This window comes from Ekhidna sp. (assembly GCF_039940915.1).
In the GTDB taxonomy this organism is placed as follows: Bacteria; Bacteroidota; Bacteroidia; order Cytophagales; family Cyclobacteriaceae; genus Ekhidna.
In genome coordinates, this window is record NZ_JBDVFO010000001.1 from 286,890 (window position 1) to 309,505 (window position 22,616).

A 22,616-nucleotide genomic window follows, 5' to 3' on the forward strand; every position below is an offset into this window, starting at 1 on the left:
GCTAATACTTCATAAATTCCTGAATCCATTCCACATACCATGCTTGTTGTCCAATCCAATACACAAAAAAAGTAGGTATATTCACAGCAATTCCTAATAGAATAGCAGGATGGGTGATTTTTTTAAATCGCCAACCTATTATCAGTAAGGTGACAATGATCATTACGGAGCAAATGGATAGCGCGAGCAATGCATAAGGACCATAAAATGTAAACATCAGGAATTCTAGTCCTCTTCCTAACCCAGGCATCATGATGTAGAAAATCGTAGAAATAAGCCATAAAGCATGATCATCAGTGCGTTTTCGATGGACAATTGCCATTATCACAGCTACAGCAAAAGCTGTCATCATCATTAATTCTACCAAGACAATACCATAGAAAAAATCAGCAGTAAATGGTTCACCAAAGCCTCCAATATCTCCAAAATGAACATCCTGCCATAGAAAAGATATAGCGCTGAAGACCGCAGCTCCCGCCACGAAAAATCCAATCATTCCCCAAGTTCGATGAGCTTGAATATTACCGTGAGTAGCCAAGTATGGCTGAATCATCAATAAAATATACCAAAACATCGCACTGAAAGCATGAATATGAGTTGACCAGTCTTCGCTTGTCCAGGTCATCCAGTAACTATCAATGAAACCACTCTGCATCAAGACAAAAGGGATGATCATCCACAAATGAAGATTCTTGAATTTGTCCATTTTAGGTCTATTGAATAATTAAAGTAGTAGAAACCATTGTCACTTGATCACATATGTCCTGCCAATACGCTTTTATACAAAAAATAGTGATAAGTAGTGATGAGGCGAAGAGTACTTTGAATGCCGCCATGTCAACTTTAATTTGGTGAATGTTAGCCAACAAAGCTCGATGATCGACACCGCTAAGACTAAAAGAAATGTATCAAAGATTAGCTCTAATGTAACTCGGGCTATGAAGAGTTGCAGAAATCTTAATCATGCGAAGCTCAAAATGCTTCTGCTCCATGATGGATTAAAAAAACCCTCACCGACTTTTCGGAGAGGGCTATCACTACCCAAATATTGGAACTTAAGTATTACCTGATCTTATTCAGATTCCAGGCAATTTTTTTTGTAGCAGAAAAATCTTCAGGATCACACGCATATAATGCCTCTTCAATAGGGAATCGAAGCTCCTCGTATCTTCCAATTACATATTTTTTTTTGACCTCATCGTACCACAAATAGATTTTCATAGCTGTGTATTAAGTGATTACACTATTAAAACGCTGAAGTCATTTTTTACCCTACCCCCAATAAAAAACCCTCCCCGATTGCTCGAGAAGGGTATAATCTATATCTAGGGTAGACTTGAAACTTGCTACTTATTGCTTAAAGCTTGCAGCTTATCACTTCTTATCCTCTTCTACCTCTTCGAATTCTACGTCAGACACATCGTCTGCAGAACCATTTTCTGAAGCACCCGCACCTGGATCAGCACCTGGCGCGCCAGCATCCGCACCTCCGGCTTCCTGCTGAGCAGCATACATCTCTTGAGAGGCCGCTTGCCAAGCATTGTTCATCGCTTCAAGGGCTGCATCAATCTCAGCAAGGTCTTGCTTAGTATGTGCCTCTTTCAGCTTTGTCAATGCACCTTCGATTGCCGTCTTATTGCCCTCAGAAAGCTTCTCGCCAAATTCCTTCAGTTGCTTCTCAGTCTGGAAGATCATGGAGTCCGCCTGATTCACTTTCTCCACTTTTTCTTTTGCTTCCTTATCCGCTTCAGCATTTGCTTCAGCCTCTTGCTTCATTTTCTCGATTTCCTCATCGGTCAATCCTGAAGATGCCTCGATTCTGATTTTTTGCTCCTTGCCAGTGCCTTTGTCTTTTGCACTCACATTCAAGATTCCGTTTGCATCAATATCGAAGATCACTTCCACTTGAGGCACTCCTCTTGGTGCAGGTGGGATACCATCCAAATGGAATTTTCCAAGTGACTTATTGTCTTTCGCCATTGGTCGTTCACCCTGAAGTACATGTATCTCCACGGAAGGCTGATTGTCCGCTGCGGTAGAAAACGTCTCTGACTTCTTCGTAGGGATTGTCGTGTTAGACTCGATCAATTTGGTAGACACACCACCCATGGTTTCGATACCTAGAGATAGTGGAGTTACGTCAAGAAGGAGTACATCCTTCACTTCACCAGTCAATACACCGCCTTGAATTGCCGCTCCAATCGCAACAACCTCATCCGGATTCACACCTTTCGAAGGCTTCTTACCGAAGAACTTCTCCACTTCTTCCTGGATTTTAGGGATTCGAGTAGAACCACCTACCAAGATTACTTCATCTATTTCTGAAGTAGAAAGACCTGCATCTTTCAATGCCGCCTCTACTGGCTTCATAGATCTTCTCACCAAGTCATCGGCAAGCTGCTCAAACTTCGCACGCGTCAGTTTTCTTACCAAGTGTTTTGGCACACCGTCTACGGGCATGATGTATGGCAAGTTGATTTCTGTTTCAGAAGAGCTTGAAAGCTCGATCTTAGCTTTTTCAGCAGCCTCTTTCAATCGCTGAAGTGCCATCGGGTCTTTTCTTAGATCAATGTTCTCATCACTCAAAAACTCCTCTGCCAACCAGTTCATGATCACACCGTCAAAGTCGTCACCACCAAGGTGTACATCTCCGTTAGTAGATTTCACCTCAAATACACCTTCACCTAGCTCCAAAATTGAGATGTCGAACGTACCACCACCAAGGTCATACACTGCGATCTTCATGTCTTGATCCTTCTTGTCAAGCCCGTATGCCAAAGCTGCAGCAGTCGGTTCGTTGATGATTCGTTTCACATCCAATCCTGCGATCTGTCCAGCTTCTTTGGTAGCCTGACGCTCTGCATCATTGAAGTATGCAGGCACAGTAACTACAGCCTCTTTCACTTCCTGTCCAAGAAAGTCTTCAGCTGTTGATTTCATTTTCTGGAGGATCATTGCAGAAATCTCCTGTGGCGTATATGCTCGGTCACCGATCTTCACTCGCACCGTGTCGTTACTACCAGACTCCAGTCCGTACGACACATTCTTCATCTCCGCTTTCACCTCAGAATATTTCTTACCCATGAATCGCTTCACCGAGCTTACCGTATTCTGCGGATTAGTGATCGCCTGTCTTTTGGCAGAATCACCTACTTTTCTTTCTCCTTTTCCATCATCGAGAAACGCTACGATAGATGGAGTTGTCCTTCTTCCCTCACTATTCTGAATCACTACCGGCTCATTACCCTCCATTACTGAGACGCAAGAGTTGGTAGTACCCAAGTCGATACCTATGATTTTTCCCATTTCTATGATTTATCTATTGTTCGTTAATTCAAGTTTCACCTTTCATTTATCAATGGATGTGCCAAAGGAAAAATTGTGACACATTGACATGACCATCAGGTAGCCTTCTATTATTTATTGACAAAATGGACGGATACCAATCTTTTTCGGAGAGAAATGGCAGTTTTTCATCGCTCAAGATATTCCTGTTTTAGCTTTTTCTGTCCGCCTTCACAGGGTAGGATACTGCCTCTATCAGGTCTAAGTGTCTAGGGATTCGCTTCGTCCCATCTGTTAGCGTTGTTAATATCATACCTGAGACTGACGAAGGAAGGGTCCAGGAATCCCATTTCTTTTTAACGTCATTCCTGATGAAGCATAGCGGAATTCAGGAATCTCATAATCATTCACCATTTCCATCATCATACCTGTTCTTGATCACACGAATAACTAAGAGCAGAATAAAGACCACAAGAATGGCTACAATCAGAGTATTTCTTGCATCCTGATGAGTAAGTCCGGTTTCACCTGAATCAATGATCTGATAGATGATGAATCCAAGCACAAGGTAGAGGATGTATCGGGAGGATTTTCTCATGTCTTACTTTAAGTAGTTGATGCTTACTGTAGCCAATTCAGAGTTTGGAAATTTTGATCTATGTTTTTCATCAATGGCAAGTCCAACCTCTGCTACCACTTTGTCAAAGCTATCGATTTCTAAAATGTATTGATCAGAAAATCCATGGGTAGCCTCATAGGCAGTATTTGCAGTTTTCCCCAAGTTTGCAGCAGTCAACGCAGGATCTAATCCATGCAGTTCAATGATGACCAATCCGAATTTATTAATATAAGGCTTCCATTTGCTTAGGTGGCTTTTCAGATTTGCCTCGACTTCATTATTACTGAGAAATCTACCTTTTGATGAAAATGCCCCAGATGAAATACTCGTTTGGCTAATTGATTCATCAACATCTTCCCACATTCTATTGTGATCCAGGAATGTGCGCACATTGAGCAAGTCCCCAAGCCCCATCTCATAGTTCTCCTTTAGGTCGTCATCCAATCGTTTCGGATCTCCAATGTCTCCCCAAACTACTTTTGCCCATACATCTGCATTGATCAAGTTGCCTCGTGTCACTTTCAAAGCCGCTTCATTGTAGTCTGCACCCACTAAAAAGAGCGGATGCTCTTCCAATATCTTACCGCGCTTCGTCTGATGAAAGACAACATCGAAGATGTGAATCAGGAATGCACCATTCCCACAGCCCATATCTAAGATGCCCTTTGGTTGTTCACTAATTGGCCTGTTAAACAAATCGATAATAATGTCATCCACCTTTTCAAAATAAGCCACATGAGCTCCACCACTTCCCCAAACATTCATTTCACGATCTACTCCTTTTTCTTTTTCTCCCTCTTCGACTTTCAATATTTCTGGATTTCCAAAAATCAGTTCGTCAAGGTTTCTAAAGGTTGGAATGTAGGAAACCGTCACTCCGTAGGCGGAAGATCGCTTCGCAAAAAACAAGCCCTTTTCTGTGAACTTGTATGTACTGGTCTTTTTCTCAAACCATCCCAAATGCGTGAAGAAATCAAGTATGTGTTCAAAACTCTCAGGGTCTTGATGATATTCTGAGGGGCTGAATGACATTTCCATGAAGTACTTATGAAACATCCCACCCATGCCTAGCTGTACGGTGCTTGGTCCTACCAGTACCCCTTCAATGTGCTTTAAAATTTGTTCCTGAATTTGCAGCTCGACTTTATTTGTTGAAAGCTCGAAATACCCACTGCAGAATTTTTTAGCAATGCGATTCCAAAACTCAAATGGCTCTTTTTCAAATTTTCTAGGATGAAAGTCCGCTGAAAATTTCATTAAATCGACAACCGCCTTGTAATGAATTGCATTAGCAAAAGCTATCTCACTAACTGAATTAACACTTACTGTCACTTTTCTCTCAGAATTATCAACATGATAATCAATCCATCCTTGAGCTGCCAATAAACGAAGCGCTACATTCAGATATCCTGGATTTGCTTGGATTGACTCAGCCAACTCCGTAAGCAAGGTGGACTTTTTGGCTAAAAGAATCTCGAAAACACCTTTGGCGTATAAAGCATAAGCTACAGGAGCGATCGCTATCCCATCAAGGTGACGAAAAAGCTCACTTCTATAGGCTGCATTTCTTTGTTTAATTGCTTTCATGAATGAAGTTTCAGTCTTGAAATTTATCTTAATTATTACTCATATGAGTCAATATTATTGGATGTGATGCGATGCTCCATCCTATTGGCTAATTTTGCGGATTAATTTGATCGATCATGACACTGGAGCAGGAAATAGGTAGACGCAGGACTTTTGGAATCATCGCCCACCCCGATGCGGGAAAGACGACCCTCACAGAGAAACTTCTTTTGTTTGGAGGCGCTATCCAAACAGCTGGAGCGGTGAAGTCCAATAAGATAGATATGGGCACACGCTCAGATTGGATGGACATTGAAAAACAAAGAGGTATCTCGGTAGCTACATCTGTAATGGGGTTTGAATACAAAGACCTTAAGATCAACATTTTGGATACTCCAGGTCACAAAGACTTTGCTGAAGACACGTACCGAACGCTTACCGCTGTGGATAGTGTAATCATGGTGATTGACTGTGTGAAAGGTGTGGAAGAGCAAACAGAAAAGCTTATGGAAGTTTGTCGGATGCGGAATACCCCTGTAATCTGCTTCATCAATAAGCTGGATCGTGAGGGACAAGACGCATTTACACTGCTGGATGAAATTGAAGAAAAACTGAACATCAAGGTCCGCCCCATGAGTTGGCCAATAGGCATGGGAAAAACGCTTCGTGGTGTTTATAACATTTATGAAAATAACGTCAACTTGTACGAGCCCAATAAGCAAAAGCGGGTGGACGATGTGGTAGAAATTAAAGGTGTAGATGACCCTGAGCTAGATAAACGGCTACCTGAATCTTTAGTCAAAGAATTGCGCGAAGAAATCGAATTAGTAAATGGGGTTTATGATGAACTAAACGAAGAAACCTATTTGAATGGCGAAGTTGCTCCGGTATTCTTTGGGAGTGCTGTAAACAACTTTGGTGTTCGCGAGCTGCTTGACTGCTTTACACAAATAGCACCACCACCTAAACCACGTGAAACAGAGGAGCGTGAAATCACACCCAATGAAAAGAAATTCTCGGGGTTCATCTTTAAGATTCATGCAAACATGGATCCGAAGCACCGAAACAGAATTGCGTTTGTTCGGGTATGCTCAGGGAAGTTTGAAAGAGGCAGCAACTACTATCACGTGAGGGATGACAAGAAGATCCGTTTCTCAAACGCAACTGCTTTTATGGCTCAGCAAAAGGAAACGGTAGAAGAAGCATTTCCTGGAGATATCGTTGGCTTGTACGATACAGGCAATCTCAAAATCGGTGACACGCTCAGTGAAGGTGAAAAAGGCCTTTATAAAGGCATTCCGTCATTCTCTCCTGAGATGTTCCGTGAAGTAATCAATATGGATGCCATGAAATCGAAGCAACTGGACAAAGGGTTGAACCAGCTGATGGATGAAGGTTTAGCACAGCTCTTCACGTTTGAGTTGGGTTCCAGGAAAGTAGTAGGGACTGTAGGAGCACTTCAGTTTGAAGTCTTACAACATCGACTCTTGAATGAATACAGCGCCAATGCCAAATTTGAGCCTGTAGGCATCTACAAGGCCTGCTGGATCAGCTCCGCTGATAATTCAAAGCTGGACGCATTTATCAAAGACAAACAAAGACACATTGCCAAAGACAAGGAAGGCAAGCTGGTGTTCATGGCAGAATCCAAAGCCTGGTTACAGATGGTTCAGGACAATTTCCCAGACATAGAATTTCACTTCATCAGTGAATTCTAATTAGCTGATCAATACCGGTAAGGCAGAATTAGCACATATTATCCTGGCTTTTTCCGTACGACTGCATCGTTACCATGCGATTTTTCATCTTCTATTGTTATTTCATCCACAGAAGAAGTGGTTTCGCAAGAATACAAAGCTGTTGAAAGCAAGGCAATTGCGAATGCGCATTTGATCAATTTTTTCATAGTGAGATTCTCTTTTATACGCTAGTAATATACTTTTTTAACCTGAGGATGTTCAGTAGATTACTACCTAAATCAATCCACCAAAATGAAGAGACTTCTTGTTTTGAGTTGCCTGCTGGCAGTTTTTATCAAAACTTCTCATGCCCAGAATTACCAAGACAGCTTATTGTCAGTATTGGCTGATGTGACCGATGTAGCAATTCAAAAGGAGGTGAAGTTACAACTCGGCGAATATCTCGTTCAGCTAAACCCTGAACAAGCGGAGCTTTATGCTGATGAAGTAGCCGGCATGGCAGGCACTCCGGAAGATAGTTTGGAATGGGCAAGATTAAACTACATCTATGCTGCCAGTCACCGATGGCAAGGCAACTACGCTACATCGCTCGAATACTACCAAAGGAATTATGACTTCTTTGTTAGGACAGAAAGTAGAGAAGAAATTGCCAGATCGGGCACAAAAATTGGCACCATAAATACCTTCTTGGGCAACAATGTTTTAGCGCAAAAATATTTATTAGAGAGCGCTGCACTCTACGGCGAAATAGGTACACCTAAAGAAAAAGCAAGCATAAATAGCCGATTGGCTGGCCTTTATCTGAATCTCGATCAAATAGACAAGGGAAAAGAAAGATACATGCTTACACTTCAGGAATTTACCATCATCAATGACAGTATGGGTATGGCCGGTGCAAATGCTAATCTTGGTTATGTGTATATAGTATTAGGTAACTATGAGATGGCTGAGAAGCACCTTCAAGCACAAAAGGGCCTGAACAAGGTTTTTCCCACGCTCAGAGAAATGGGATTTCACTATGATTTCATGGGACTGTTGAGGCAAGAGCAAGGAAGATTGGAAGAAGCATACGAAAGTCATTTGATGGCTTTGGAAATTCGGAAAGACTTAAGCAGCACCTACAACCTCTGCGAGTCCAGGCTTAGCACTGGAGAAGTCTTGATTAAGCTTGGCAGGTTTACAGAAGCTATTGGCCATCTTGAAGATGTGTTAAGTTATGAAGAACACAATTCATTAAATCAGGAAAGTGAAGCACACAGATTGTTATCACTTGCTTATGAAAGGCAGCATAATTTTTCAAAATCACTGGCTAACTATAAAGCCTACAAAACAATCAGCGATAGCATTTACAATGAGTCATCTATTCAAGTTATCGCTGAAAAAGATGCTCAATTCAAAAAGAAAGAACAAGACGCAGAAATTAAAATACTAAGCCAGGAAAATGAGATAGCCACTCAGCGAGCTAAAAGATCAAGAATCATTATTTACGGAAGTCTTGTTGGTCTCTTCACCTTCACTGTTTTGTCATTCTTCATTTTCAGGCTTTATAAAAAAGTTAAAGGACAAAAGGATGTGATATCGAAATCGCTTGCCGAGAAAGAAACACTGCTCAAGGAGATTCATCATCGCGTAAAAAATAATCTTCAAGTGGTATCAAGTCTGCTCAGCATGCAATCACGTTTTATTACGGATGAGAAAGCACTCGGTGCGGTAAATGAGGGTCAAACCCGAGTGGAATCCATGGCTTTAATACATCAAAAACTCTATCAGGAAAACAACCTATCCGGGGTTCATGCCAAAGAATACATCGAAGACTTATCCGAAATACTAAAACAATCATATACAACAGGACCTAATATCGATTTTGAATATGAAATTGATGATCTACTCATTGATGTGGACACAATAATTCCTATAGGACTCATACTTAATGAACTCATATGCAATTCCTTAAAACATGCATTTCCTGACGCAGAAGAAGGGTTGATTAAAGTTGGTTTAAAGGAGGAAGCAAATGAATTGAAACTTGAAATCAGTGATAATGGGGTCGGATCCGAACTCCACGCTTCAGACAAATCTTTTGGGATGGTACTGATTGAATCGCTAGCGATGAAACTAAAAGCAACTTTACAAGTTGATTCTACTAATGGCACCACAGTTACACTCAACATCAGTAAGTATAAATTGGTCTAATGAATAAAAGGGTACTTATAGTCGAAGACGAGCCTTTGATTGCTAAGGACCTCAGTTTCATCTTGGGAGACTTAGGAATTCAATCTGTCGAGCTTGCCATGAACTACGAGGATGGACTCAGCCTAATTGAATCCAATTCATATGACCTGATCCTGTTGGATGTGAATCTATCAAGTGAAAAAGATGGCATAGATCTAGCACAAGAGATCAACAGAATTAACCATGCCCCGTTTATTTTCATTACATCTTATTACAACGCTGAAACAGTCGATCGTGCCAAGGTCACAAACCCGTTAGCCTATCTATTGAAACCTTTCAACGAGTTTGATATCAAAATCAATGTAGAAATGGCTCTCTACAAATCTGATCAGCAAAAAGAAGAATCAACCATATACATTCGAGAAAAAAATGGTACTACTCAGTTGGTACTTACAGATATCAAATTTCTTGAAGCTCAAGACAATTATACTAAAATTGTTTGCTCAAATAAAGAGGTTATTATGAGCCAAACACTTAAATCTATCTTGTCAAAATTGCCCGAATCCAGTTTTGTGAGAACTCATAAATCATTTGCAGCTCGTATAGACCAGATATCTATGATCAAGGGTGGCTATATTTTTTTGGGAGAAGACAAAATTCCAATTGGAAGATCCTATAAATCTGAATTTCAAGCTCGAATTTCAATCCTTTAGCGTCGTTCACTCACAATTTTGGTTGTTCACTCATAATATTATTTATCCAATTTTTAATTGGATAATTTGGTTATATATTCTCTAACAAGTTCTTAGAAATGAAACACCAAATCATCCGATTTTCAGCAATAGCATTGCTATTGCTGTCCGTCACCACGTTTGCTCAGTCAGTTGGAATTGGGACTGAAACACCTAACGCAAATGCCATCCTTGAGCTCGTCGCTCCCAATGGTGACCAAGGGTTGCTAGTCCCGCGCATGAATACTTCTGCACGAACAGCTTCCACATTTACCAACAATCTGTCTCCTACTGATAATGGGTTGCTAGTGTTTGACGAGGAAGAAAATAAATTCTACTTCTGGATGACGGATCAGTGGGTAGAAATGGCTTCCGGTAATCTGGAGTCTTTACCAGATCAAACCGGACAAAGCAATAAATATCTAACCACAGATGGTACAAATGCGCTTTGGGCAAATATTGACTTTACGAGTCTTTCAAACATCCCAACCGGCTTATCTGATGGTGATAATGATACGCAACTATCAGATACTGACATTGAAGCATTGGGTTATATCAAGAGCGCAGATGATGCAGATGCTGACTCTTCCAATGAGATTCAAGACCTTACTCTTTCTGGAAACACACTATCTCTTACAAGTAGTACTGTTGGGGTTGATCTCTCTCCTTTTTCCGGCACTAATACAGATAACCAAACGATGAGTTTAACTGGTAGCAATCTTACGATTTCGGGAGGAAACACAATTGATATCTCTGGTGTCAACACAGTCCTCACAGAAGCAGAAGTTGACGTTTTTGCCAATAACAATGGTTACTTATTGGTTGAAGTTGACGGCAGCACTACCAACGAAGTAAATACGGGAATGAGTCTTTCCGGTACAACTATCCAGGTAACGGACGCAAACAGCACACAAGGTGTCAACATCGACGGAACGTTTGCTACAGATTCAGAACTAGCCGCGAGCGATGCTGCAGATGATGATAAAGATGCTTCAAACGAAATACAAGATATTAGTACAAACGGAAGTGCTGGGAACATTTCATTATCAAGTGGGGCCACATTGAACCTTAACGTGGATGATGCAGATGCAGACGATACTAACGAATTTCAGACCATCTCTAAAACAGGAAATACGGTAACCCTTTCCAATAGCGGTGGTTCATTTAGCGTTGACGATGATGATAGCAGTACATCAAACGAAATACAAGACATTAGCACAAACGGAAGTGCAGGGAACATCTCATTATCAAGTGGAGCCACATTGAATCTTAACGTGGATGATACAGATGCAGACAATACCAATGAGTTCCAGGATTTATCCTTGTCAGGAAGTACGCTTTCTCTCTCGAATAGCTCAGAGACGATCGATCTATCTCCATTTTCTGGCACCAATACCGACAATCAAACACTTGGTCTTTCCGGATCCAACCTTTCAATTACTGGGGGAAACACCATCGATATTTCAAGCATTGACACTCAACTTTCAGAGGCCGTTGTAGATGGTTATGCCAACAATAATGGGTACTTGCTTGCCGAAGTTGATGGCAGCACTACGAATGAAGTAAATACCGGAATGAGTCTATCTGGCACGACTATTAGTGTGTCAGATGCGAACAGTACGCAAAGCGTAAACATTGGAGGAACATTTGCTACAGATGCTGAATTAGCATCAAGTGATGCTGCAGACGGAGATAAAAGCGCTTCAAACGAAATCCAGGACATTAGCACCAATGGAACATCTGGAAACATCACATTATCTAGTGGGTCTACACTCAATCTGAATGTGAATGATGCAGATGCAGATGATTCAAATGAATTTCAGACTGTTTCTAAAACCGGAACAACAGTAACACTCTCCGACGGTGGTGGGTCTTTCAGTGTAGCAGATAATGACAACAGCACCTCCAACGAAATTCAGAATATCAGCACCAATGGAACAGCCGGAAACATCACATTATCTAGTGGATCTACACTCAATCTCAATGTGAATGATGGAGACGCAGATGATTCAAATGAATTTCAGACTGTTTCTAAAACCGGAACAACTGTAACGCTCTCCGACGGTGGTGGGTCTTTCAGTGTGGCTGATAATGACAACAGCACCTCCAACGAAATTCAGAATATCAGCACCAATGGAACAGCCGGAAACATCACATTATCTAGTGGATCTACACTTAATCTGAATGTGAATGATGGAGATGCAGATGATTCAAATGAATTTCAGACTGTTTCTAAAACCGGGACAACAGTAACGCTATCTAACGGTGGTGGATCTTTCAGTGTAGCAGATAATGACAACAGCTCCTCTAATGAATACAATTCAGGAATGAGCTTGTCGGGTACATCTATCCGAGTTACCGATGGAGGGGGAACTAGAAGCGTTAATATAGGAGGAACCTTCGCCACAGACGCTGAATTAGATAGCAGAACGTTCTCGCCTTCAGCCTTTAAAGCAACCATGAAAGCAGGCAATATCCCTGTGGGAGTTACCAATCTCACCTTTGAGACAGAGGCATATGATATTGATGGATCTTACGACGCATCATCAGGGGTTTTTACAGTGCCTGAAGATGGGCTCTATAACTTCGGAGGGTTAATGATTTTCTCGAATGTTCCTTCGGGATTGGTGCAAATTGTCATACGGGATGCCGGTTCCAATATTTTACTTTCAAAAGTTTACGCTCCTAACACCATTCAAAGCTCGATTTCCTTTTCTGTGGACTTGCAGTTAAAAGCGGGTGACGAGATCGGCATTGCCCTATCCAATACTACTCTTGGCGGAAATGAAGCTCAACCTATCCAAACAATAGCGGCTCCTGATGTATCTAATTTTTTCTTCTGTGCCAAGCGATTCAATTAAGCAAAAGATATGAAAAAAATCAGTTTGATCTTTCTTCTTTGCGAAATTGGCTCGCAAGCAATCGCTCAAAATCTCGTTACCAACTCCGGTGAAACCATCACAATGACAGATGGAGTCTCCATGACTGTTCAAGGTGACTTACTCAACAGTGGAACGATCCTCAACGAAGGTGGTTTAAGACTATCCGGAAACTGGAGCAACGACGGTGACTACCACTCGGTCTCCGGCACCTTCACGCTTTCTGGCGCTAATCAAATTTTCGATCCTGGAGCTTCTACATATGGCAATTTGTCCATCAACTCTACTGGAATTGCCATTATTAACGATTTGATTATATCTAATTCATTGGATTTGGTCAATGGTATCGTTTCCCTAACTCCAGATACTAAAATTCTTCTATTGGAAAATGCGATCATTAATGGAGGAAATGAAAACTCATATATCGAAGGAGCTCTGTTTGCCACCACTTCCGGGGACTTTACTTTTCCTATAGGAACCGAGAGCGAATACCTGCCCGTTTCGCTTTCTAATATCCAAGCATCTGATTCTGTTGGAGTGAAAGCATACAGTTCACCTTTAACTGCTAGCATTTCTTCGGGATTGGACGCAATCTCTCAAAATAGGCACTGGGAGGTGATTGGCGGTGCGTCTTTCATGGCTGAGTCAATACGTCTACCACTATCGGGTCAAAACTTCATAGACAATGCTGAAGAAGCAACTATTGGATTCACCAATGACCTGGAAAATCCACTGAGTATCATAGGAACTCCTGCTATTGATGGATCACTGGAATCGGGATTCATCTCTACTTCCGCCTCCATCCTGCCCGGTTACTATGTATTAGGCAAGGAAAGCTTAGTTGCCCCGCCAATTACAGTTATCAATGTTGTTACATCTCTTCAGGACGGCAAACATGATTTCCTGCGCATTGAAAACATCGAGTCGTATAAAAATAATCTAGTAGAAATTTTTGATCGACAAGGAGTGAAAATCTTTGAAATGCAAGGATACAATAACACCGATCGAGTGTTTCGAGGTAGCTCAAACGTCGGTTCCAGAGGAGTGCTGCAAACAGGTAGCTACTACTACACGGTCAAACTTACAGAGAGCAAACGAGAGGCCGGATTTATTTACGTTAAAAACTGATGGCATGAAAAAAGGATTACTTATGCTATTTACTTGCATTTCATTGGCATCATCTGGTCAGCAAGATCCACTTTACAGTCAATACCAATTCAATCAATTGATGATCAATCCTGCTTATGCAGGCATTTACAATCGGTTGTCTGTAGGGGTCATAAGCAGATTTCAATGGGCTGGTATTGAGGGATCACCCAGAACAAATACCATCACGGCTCAATCTGCACTTGCAGATGGTAAAATCGGATTGGGTGCATTGATCTTAAATGATCGTTTTGGAGTTAGTAACAATTACGAAGTGCAATTCGCCTCATCTTACAACATCAAGTTTAACCGGTCAACGCAACTTGCCATGGGAATTCAAGGCGGGTTTGTGCAATTTGGATATGACTTCAACAAAGTCAACCTTGATTTTTTTGATGATCCGGAACTACTCAATGGTCATGACAACATTCTAAAACCAAATTTTGGTGTTGGCTTCATGCTATTAAATCCGAATTTTTTCATTGGGGCTTCGGTACCGCGAATTCTGAACGTGTCAGTCACGGATGGATCTACTCAATCCGAGCGATACAAAAGGCATTATTACTTTTCTGCCGGTGTAGCCGCTGAAATTCAGAAAACACCGGTGAAAGCTACTACGCTAATTCGCTCGATGGCTGGAGAGACATATTCCTTCGATATTACTTTAAGTGCTTTTCTTGACGATGTTATGTGGGCGGGGATTTCTGTTAGAGACTTAAAACATTTTGGAGTCTTGGGGATTTTTGAAATTAATGAAACCATAAAGCTGGGATATTCTTTTGAGCTACCGGCTAACAATTTGATTCATGGCAACTACGGCACACACGAAGTATCCCTAAGCTATAATGTCCGCTACGGTTATGATAAGCAGGAACCAACATTCTTTTAAGCTTTTTCAATAAGCTATGCATGGCATGATTCAATCCCTTAATTTTGCGGCCGCATGGCAAAGCCTAATATTATATATGAAGACAATCATTTGTTGATTGTAGAGAAACCAACTGGATGGTTGGTGCAGGGAGATGAGACCGGTGACGGCACTTTGACAGGCTGGGCTACCGAATACATCCGCAGAAAATACAATAAGCCAGGCAATGTTTTTTGCCAGCCGTGCCACCGACTTGATCGGCCGGTAGGTGGGCTCGTAATCTTCGCCAGAACTTCAAAGGCGCTGGAGCGAATGAACAAACTCTTCCGTGAGCGTACAATCAAGAAAAGCTATCTCGCCATCGTGGAAGGTGTACCTGAAGATTCAGAAAAAGTATTGAAACACTGGCTTGACAAGGATTTTCAAAAGAATAAAGCGCACGTTTATACCAAACAAAAAGGCAATGCGAAAGAGGCTATTCTTTCCTATCGTATGATTGCCACTCATAGCAAAATCTCGCTGTTGGAAGTGATGCCGGAAACCGGCAGACCTCATCAAATTCGCATACAGATGCGAGAGAACAAAACCTCAATCCGCGGTGATTTAAAGTATGGCAATTCCAAAGCAAATCTGGATAAAAGCATTGACCTATACGCCTATAAATTGGAGTTTGAACACCCGGTAAAAAAGGAACCAGTAAAAGTAATTTCTAAACCAAATTGGCCTGACTTCCAGGCATTCATCAATGAGTTGGATTGAGCGACTAAAAACAAAGTGGAATCTTGAGAGTAACTGGCAATTTGCAATCATCATGTTGGTTTTTGCTTGCACGGGAACCACTGTGGTATTCATAAAGAAGCCCTTAATCAATCTACTCTTTGAAGACGGTGTCCGACCGTTATGGTTTCAAATAGCGTATTGGGTATTGATCCTTCCATTTTACAATATCATTCTTCTTTTCTATGGATTTATGTTTCGGCAGTTTGCTTTCTTTTGGAGATACGAACAAAAAATGCTGAGGCGTTTTGGGATAAAAATCAATGCTGACGAAGAATCAAGCAATAGCGAAGCTTAATACCCTTGGAGCATCGGGCAGCCCATTTTCATTTTACTGTGATTTTTTGGGGGAGAAATGGTGCATTGAAGAAAATAGATCTGAAACTTCGAGGCAATCGTTTCAATTAACGATAAACGAAGAGGATCAAGCTTTCAGCTTCAAACCAAAAAAAGTAAGCTTCAAGAAAAATCCAACATCCTTTCAAGATTTCAAATCTGCGTTCGATAAGGTTATCCATCAGATCAATATTGGTAATTCATTCCTAACGAACTTGACCTTCGAAACTCCGATTGAAACCAATCTCTCGCTCGAAGAAATTTTTCACTACTCATCTGCAAAATATAAGGTATTCGTACCCGGGCAGTTTGTGGTTTTCTCACCAGAAACATTTGTCAAGATCAAGGGTAATTATATCTATTCCTACCCTATGAAAGGAACGATTGATGGGAAATTTCCGAACGCAGAAGCTACTATTCTTGAAGATGCCAAAGAGAGAGCGGAGCATGTCACGATCGTGGATTTGATCCGAAATGACTTGAGTCAAATTGCGGAACAGGTAGCCGTGACAAGGTTTAGATACATAGATGTGCTGGAAACGAATGATAAGAAACTCTTGCAGGTGAGCTCAGAAGTAAAGGGCGCATTGCATCAGGATTGGAAAAAGCGCCTGGGTACCATTCTTTCTAAACTACTGCCCGCTGGTTCTATTTCAGGGGCTCCAAAACCCGAAACCGTCAAGATCATTCAGCAAGTTGAAAACTATGATCGAGGTTTTTACACCGGTGTTTGCGGACATTTTGATGGTGAATCACTCGACACGGGGGTCATGATTCGATTCATCAAGAATGAATCTGATCGGCTATTCTACTGTAGCGGTGGTGGTATTACCTCCTTCAGTAAAGCCGAAAAAGAATACCAGGAGATGGTAGATAAGGTTTATTTAGCTATCTGAAAAGAATCAGCATTGGCATTTAGAAGTGTCTATTCTTCCACAATTGAAAACCAATGAATTAAAAGTGCGTATCTTAAATTCATTACGAATATGGAGCTTAGTTTAATTCAGGTTTTTATTATCATAGGTGCTGCTCAAGGTCTCATCTTAGCTTTTAGCTCGCTCTATCATTCAAAGAATAGAAATACTGACCTTTTATTTTTCTTCGCCTTTTTGGCTCTATCAATTAGGCTTTTCATCTATCCATTCCGTCCTCTTTTAAAGTCTAATGATTTAAACATCTTCAACAACCTGAGTCTTATTCTACTCCTTTTAGTCGGTCCTTCGCTTTTATTGTATAGCCTTCGGAAAATAAAGAAAGACTTCAAATTAAATCCGCTCCACTTACTACACGTAATTCCGTTTGCAGCTTACCTAGCTCACGTTCTCTATCCACATTTCAAACTACCAATTTGCTACTCGTATGCTACTCTTTACTCTGGCATTGGATATGGAATTTCTCTTTTAACGATCGTATTTGTGACCAAAAGATCATTAATTGAAAGCAATAGTTCTTCAATACATACCTATTCATTCGCGCTTCCGTTACTGCTAATACCTTCATTTATTTACGGCTTTTCCTACCTGCAACACCAAATACTAGGATTGCACCCAGCCACTCTACCATATCTTGTGTTGACTGGCCTATTGTATCGAATGAGCTTCATAAGAATAAAAGATTCCAAAAAAAAACATGAATCATTCACAAGGCGAATAAGCGATACAATGAAGGTTGATCAAAAAGATTTGAGTTTGCTGAAAGAAAAAATAGAAAACCTCGAACTCTACCTTAATCCCGAGGTATCAATCATAGACCTTGTAAATACAACAGGTATAAGTCGTCATAAAATATCTTCGCTTATTAAGTATGGACTGAATACCACATTTCATGATTTGATAAATAAGTATCGCGTTGAGGAAGTCAAGAGAAAGATTGATGACCCTAAATTCAGTCATTTTAGCTTGCTTGGAATCGCTCAAGAATCTGGCTTTCGATCGAAGGCTACTTTCTATCAGGCCTTTAAGAAAATGGCTGGGGTCACTCCGGCAAAGTATAAGCAATCAAGTTCTTTGCGGCCATTCTGAACTCGTTTTCATAAGAGATTTCATCTGTCACGTCAGTGCTCAACGTACATTAGATGAAAACATAATAAATTATGAAAAGACTATTTCTACCCTGCGTATTTTGTATTTTCATCTTCACGGCTACTGCTCAGATTCTAGTCAAATTACCAGAACCAAGTAAGTATGCTAAGGTTGAGCAACATATTGGTTTTACCGAAATCTCAATTGAGTATTCAAGACCCAATATAGGGGGAAGAAATCTATTTGGTGAGATGATTCCCTATGGAAAAATCTGGAGAACTGGAGCAAACGCCAATACCAAAATCCAGTTTTCGAAGGATGTCTTTCTTGAAGGTAACTTGCTGAAAAAAGGTAAGTATGCACTGTATACAATACCGGATAAAGACAGCTGGACAATTGTCATTAATAGTGACACAACACTGTGGGGACATTATGGATATAAAGATAGCTTGGATGTTGTCAGGTTTAAGGTAACGCCGACAACTTCCTCCAACAATATTGAAAGCATGCTGTTCTCCTTTAGGGATCTCACACAGTTAGGAGGCTTTATTGATTTAGAATGGGGGAATTTTCAAGTTCCAATTAAACTTGAGATTGATTGGGAATCTCAGGATCAAGAGATAATTTCCCAGATTGATAGTGTCCTAGCCCTACCCTTAGACAGGGATCGGCCAACAATCGTTGCCTACGATTATCTGCGTTCAGCTATGTATTACCTAGAAAATGATTACGACCTAGAAAAAGCATTGACTTGGATCAATAAGGCAATTGAACTCGAATTGGTGAGCTATTTCCCTCTCTATAAAGCGGAGATCTTAGCTAAGCTTAAAAGGTATAGCGAGGCATTGGAGGCCTCCAAACAAGGTTTAGCTATATTCATGAAGACGGGAAAAAACAAAGAATGGATCTGGAGGTATGAAAAACAAATCGAAGAATACAGTAAAAAGCTGTGAACCATTTAAATCAAGTCATTGCAAGAAAAGGAAGAAACTAATCATTTTGGAATACTTCACATTCTCTTCTTGCAATGACTTCTTAATTATTGTCCTTCAACCCATGAACCTCCGGCAGTTTTGACTCTATCCGCCAGATTAGACACTTTCGTTTGCTGTGCCTGAAGCTTAGTATTTATTGCTCCAAGTTGATCTGTGATGATCTGCATAGTTGCCTTGTGTGTTTCCGTTGGTCCATAAGTAGACATTGAAATGCCTCGATTCAAAGCAAACAAGCGACCTCCAATGTTGGGCTTGCTTCGCTCACCAATCTGATTTTTGGCCGGGTGTCCGTTCAATTCTGTATCAAGCTTATCAAGCTCCATTTTTGCTGCAACAATTTCACTCAACACATCATTTCCAACATTCGCTTTTCTAGCTGCTACCAATAGTTTATCCGCTGTTTTGCGCGCATTCGATAGTTGAATTGCTGTGGCGCCAACATCTCGTCCCAGGTCTTCATATGATCTCCAAAAAGTAACGACTTCATTCATCGGACTGCCTGCTAATGTTCCTTCGCGCAACGGTGCTACTTCCACATCTACCGGGCCAGCCATCTGTGAGAATGCCCCTCGCTCGTACTTATTAAGCGTAGCAGTGTACATGCCAGGCCCGCACAATAGACCGTTGAGTTCCTGCGTGCTTCCATTCAATGTAAGCGCCTCAGTGCCTCCTACTCTCAGGTTCCAGGCTACCCGGTTAAACCCTTTCTTATTGGAAGCTTGCACACGATTCACCACATTACCTTGCTGATCTTTGATTTCCACATAAACAAATGGGGCTATTTCGCGGGTCTCATTTTCCAGTGCATCCCATCCAGGAAAAGGAATATTTCCACTTTTGCCTTTTTCACTGGCTTGGCGTTGATCTTCCAGACTTACCAGTTTTTCCTTCAAGTAATAGGTAAATACCGCACCAAAGTCCGGATTGGGAGCTAGATACAATTGCGAGCCTTGCGAGCCTCGGGCATCATCAAAATCCATTGTCGAACGCTCGATGTACCACCATGCTTTTCTTGGCTTAAACAGAGATGCTGCTTCGCCGATTTGATTTTTGTTGACATTCCGCAGCGCCGAGTAATCGTCTAATACATAGAAGCCCCTACCAAAAGAAGCAGCAACCAGATCATTTTCTCTCCGCTGGATGGCAAGATCTCTAAAGGAAATGGTAGGAATGCCTGCTGACAGTTTCGTCCAGCTCTTAGCGCCATCCACAGTTAAGTAAACTCCAAACTCAGTTGCTGCAAACATCAGATCTTTGTTCACGTGATCTTGCACGATTCGCCACACCAAGTTCTTTGCTCCAAATCCGTTTTCAATACGGGTCCAGCTTGCTCCCTTATCTGTACTTTTTACCAGGTAAGGTCGGTAGTCTCCTTCTTTGTGATTATCCAGCGCTACATAGAGTGTATTCTCATCGAACAGGTCAGCTTTTACATCATTCACATAGCATTTGGAGGGTACTCCCATGGCACTAACTTCAATCTTCTTCCATGATTGACCTTCGTTTTCGGTGACCTGAATCAGCCCATCATCTGTTCCAATAAAGATGACTTGCTCATTTTGAGGTGAGACGGCAATAGATGTGATCGTATTGAAGTTGGACATGGCGCCAACGTCCCAAGGTGAATCCCAACTTTGCGTGCGTCCCATGATGGGAAGTGCCACGCGCTCCTGATCTCTGGTTAAATCACCAGACAACGCTGTCCAGCTATCTCCTCTGTTGGTTGACTTCCACAACCTTTGCGAACCATGATAAATGGTGGCAGGATCGTGAGGAGAAACTAAAATAGGAGCATCCCAATTGTATCGCTCATAGTCTTCGTCGGCACCTGGTTGTGGCATTACATCTGTCACTTCACCAGTGGCAAGGTCTATTCTTGAGAGAGTCCCTTGTTGGCGTTGGCCATACATGATGTCAGGGTTTCCTGGCTCAGTAGCTGGTTGATGTCCATCCCAATTAAGTACCACCTTCCAATCTGCATTTCTAATGCCATGATGGTTGTCGGTTCTCGATGGCCCGCCTTCTGTGCTATTGTCCTGAGTTCCACCATACACATTGTAAAATGGTTCAGCGTCATCCACGGCTACTTTGTAAAACTGCGTAAGCGGTAAATTCTCCATAAACCTCCAGCTGGCACCTAAATCAAAACTCTCATAGACTCCACCATCTGTTCCAACTAACACATAGTTAGGGTCAGAATTTTTGAATGCAATTGCATGGTTATCTCCATGCTTTGCTGTCTCGTCCATATTTTCGAAGGTCTTTCCACCGTCCTCCGATTTCATCAACCTGTTGTTCATCATATAGAGCCGATCAAATTTGTGAGGAGAGGCGTATATTTCCTGATAGTAGTGAGGGCCTGTGGCACCTGATACAGCATCAGACATCTTTTTCCAGCTACCTCCACGATTATCGGATCGCCACACTCCACCTGAAGTTCGATTCAGTTCAATCGCCGCATACAATACATCTGGATTGATGGGTGAAATCGCGAGACCAGTTTTACCCCATTTTCCTTCAGGAAGGCCTGTCTTTAATTGCGTCCAGGTATCTCCTGCATCGTCACTTACATACAGCCGAGACTTCTCGCCTCCACCCATCCAGGCAGCGATGGTTCTGTGATGCTCCCAAGTCACTGCGTAAACTCTATCTGGGTTTCTTGGATCGGAAACCATATCAGTCACTCCTGTGAACTGATCATCACCCAAGGTCTTCTTCCATGACTTACCACCATCCGTAGATTTAAAGAAACCTCTTTCTCCACCAGGGCTCCAAAGTGGGCCCTGCGAGGCTACCATGATTATGTTCGAATCATCTGGGTGTACAATGATTTTGGATATATGTTCAGAATTTTTCAACCCCATATTTGTCCAGCTAGCACCTCCATCTGTGCTTCGGTAAACACCATCTCCAAAACCAGCATGTCTGCCTCCTACATTTTCCCCTGTGCCAACCCAAACGACATATGGATTATTGGGATCCAGGGTGACACATCCGATCGAATACACTGATTGATCGTCAAAGATGGGCTCAAAGGTGGTTCCTGCGTTTTTTGTCTTCCACACCCCTCCTGAGCCTACTGCCACATACCACACATTTTCATTTGTTGGATCAATCGCAAGATCTGCGATACGTCCTGACATGAATGCTGGCCCTATATTTCTGAACTTGAAATTGGAAAACAGCTCGCCATCAAGCGGCTTCACTGTGCTATTGGAATTTCTTCGTTGTGCATCTACATGCACAGCAATGAGCATTAGGCATATGCTTAAATGAGTGAGAAAAGAGCGTTTCATACGTAATTACGGTTAAGGTTTTTTCTAAGTTAATGAAAGAAATGTATGCGTCAATTCATAATGAAAGACAATGTGACAGGCGGTTTTAGTACTAAACGTCATTTATCGTTTAAATCCGGCTTTCTCGAGACGTAGCTCATTGACTATCAGTCTTTTCTTGGTAAATTTGCGCCTGTATTTTAAATAAATATCTTCCTTTTGAGGGTGTTAGATTAAAAACGAAAC

At 41.6% G+C, this 22,616-nt stretch carries 18 protein-coding genes; 11 read left to right on the plus strand and 7 right to left on the minus strand.

Annotated elements, in window-relative coordinates; translation table 11 throughout:
- Nucleotide 1 precedes the first annotated feature (1 nt).
- From ABJF57_RS01310 to ABJF57_RS01330, 5 genes are all read right to left on the minus strand, one after another.
- Entirely contained in the window at nt 2-706 is a 705-nt protein-coding gene (locus ABJF57_RS01310; RefSeq protein WP_462235246.1) for a hypothetical protein, read from the minus strand.
- A gap of 356 nt (nt 707-1,062) precedes the next feature.
- Nucleotides 1,063-1,221 (minus strand): hypothetical protein, encoded by a 159-nt coding sequence (locus tag ABJF57_RS01315; protein WP_462235244.1) that lies wholly within the window; start codon nt 1,219-1,221, stop codon nt 1,063-1,065.
- Nucleotides 1,222-1,374: 153 nt separating this feature from the next.
- A complete protein-coding gene (gene dnaK / locus ABJF57_RS01320; RefSeq protein WP_462235242.1) occupies nt 1,375-3,306 on the minus strand; it encodes a molecular chaperone DnaK in 1,932 nt (643 codons plus the stop codon).
- Between the two features lie 382 nt (nt 3,307-3,688).
- Entirely contained in the window at nt 3,689-3,883 is a 195-nt protein-coding gene (locus ABJF57_RS01325) for a hypothetical protein (protein WP_462235240.1), read from the minus strand.
- Between the two features lie 3 nt (nt 3,884-3,886).
- Nucleotides 3,887-5,491, minus strand: coding sequence for a class I SAM-dependent methyltransferase (locus ABJF57_RS01330; protein ID WP_462235238.1), 1,605 nt, complete (start codon nt 5,489-5,491; stop codon nt 3,887-3,889).
- Nucleotides 5,492-5,607: 116 nt separating this feature from the next.
- Here ABJF57_RS01330 and ABJF57_RS01335 point away from each other — a divergent pair, with 116 nt between their 5' ends.
- A complete protein-coding gene (locus tag ABJF57_RS01335; protein WP_462235237.1) occupies nt 5,608-7,188 on the plus strand; it encodes a peptide chain release factor 3 in 1,581 nt (526 codons plus the stop codon).
- A 38-nt stretch (nt 7,189-7,226) separates the two neighbouring features.
- Here ABJF57_RS01335 and ABJF57_RS01340 read toward each other — a convergent pair whose 3' ends face one another.
- Nucleotides 7,227-7,376: a hypothetical protein gene (locus ABJF57_RS01340; protein ID WP_462235235.1), complete on the minus strand. Its 150-nt coding sequence runs from the start codon at nt 7,374-7,376 to the stop codon at nt 7,227-7,229.
- Between the two features lie 85 nt (nt 7,377-7,461).
- Here ABJF57_RS01340 and ABJF57_RS01345 point away from each other — a divergent pair, with 85 nt between their 5' ends.
- The 10 genes from ABJF57_RS01345 (at nt 7,462) to ABJF57_RS01390 (ending at nt 19,053) form a co-directional block, all read left to right on the plus strand.
- The gene (locus tag ABJF57_RS01345) at nt 7,462-9,363 is read left to right on the plus strand and encodes a sensor histidine kinase (RefSeq protein WP_462235234.1); all 1,902 of its coding nucleotides are present in this window, start codon (nt 7,462-7,464) and stop codon (nt 9,361-9,363) included.
- On the plus strand, nt 9,363-10,055 hold the full coding sequence (locus ABJF57_RS01350) for a LytR/AlgR family response regulator transcription factor (RefSeq protein WP_462235232.1): 693 nt from the start codon (nt 9,363-9,365) through the stop codon (nt 10,053-10,055). Before ABJF57_RS01345 ends, ABJF57_RS01350 begins: the two co-directional genes overlap by 1 nt.
- A 98-nt stretch (nt 10,056-10,153) precedes the next feature.
- Complete coding sequence (locus ABJF57_RS01355) at nt 10,154-12,934, plus strand: beta strand repeat-containing protein (protein WP_462235999.1); 2,781 nt, start codon at nt 10,154-10,156, stop codon at nt 12,932-12,934.
- Nucleotides 12,935-12,943: 9 nt separating this feature from the next.
- Nucleotides 12,944-14,080, plus strand: coding sequence for a gliding motility-associated C-terminal domain-containing protein (locus ABJF57_RS01360; protein ID WP_462232016.1), 1,137 nt, complete (start codon nt 12,944-12,946; stop codon nt 14,078-14,080).
- Nucleotides 14,081-14,084: 4 nt separating this feature from the next.
- Nucleotides 14,085-14,987: a PorP/SprF family type IX secretion system membrane protein gene (locus tag ABJF57_RS01365; protein WP_462232014.1), complete on the plus strand. Its 903-nt coding sequence runs from the start codon at nt 14,085-14,087 to the stop codon at nt 14,985-14,987.
- Nucleotides 14,988-15,041: 54 nt separating this feature from the next.
- Nucleotides 15,042-15,725, plus strand: coding sequence for an RluA family pseudouridine synthase (locus tag ABJF57_RS01370; RefSeq protein WP_462232012.1), 684 nt, complete (start codon nt 15,042-15,044; stop codon nt 15,723-15,725).
- The gene (locus ABJF57_RS01375) at nt 15,712-16,041 is read left to right on the plus strand and encodes a DUF6787 family protein (RefSeq protein ID WP_462232009.1); all 330 of its coding nucleotides are present in this window, start codon (nt 15,712-15,714) and stop codon (nt 16,039-16,041) included. Before ABJF57_RS01370 ends, ABJF57_RS01375 begins: the two co-directional genes overlap by 14 nt.
- A complete protein-coding gene (locus ABJF57_RS01380) occupies nt 16,007-16,975 on the plus strand; it encodes an aminodeoxychorismate synthase component I (protein WP_462232007.1) in 969 nt (322 codons plus the stop codon). Before ABJF57_RS01375 ends, ABJF57_RS01380 begins: the two co-directional genes overlap by 35 nt.
- A gap of 90 nt (nt 16,976-17,065) precedes the next feature.
- Nucleotides 17,066-18,100: a helix-turn-helix domain-containing protein gene (locus ABJF57_RS01385; RefSeq protein WP_462232005.1), complete on the plus strand. Its 1,035-nt coding sequence runs from the start codon at nt 17,066-17,068 to the stop codon at nt 18,098-18,100.
- A gap of 71 nt (nt 18,101-18,171) precedes the next feature.
- Nucleotides 18,172-19,053: a DUF2911 domain-containing protein gene (locus ABJF57_RS01390; protein ID WP_462232003.1), complete on the plus strand. Its 882-nt coding sequence runs from the start codon at nt 18,172-18,174 to the stop codon at nt 19,051-19,053.
- 86 nt (nt 19,054-19,139) lie between these two features.
- Here ABJF57_RS01390 and ABJF57_RS01395 read toward each other — a convergent pair whose 3' ends face one another.
- On the minus strand, nt 19,140-22,391 hold the full coding sequence (locus tag ABJF57_RS01395) for a WD40/YVTN/BNR-like repeat-containing protein (protein ID WP_462232001.1): 3,252 nt from the start codon (nt 22,389-22,391) through the stop codon (nt 19,140-19,142).
- Nucleotides 22,392-22,616: the final 225 nt, after the last annotated feature.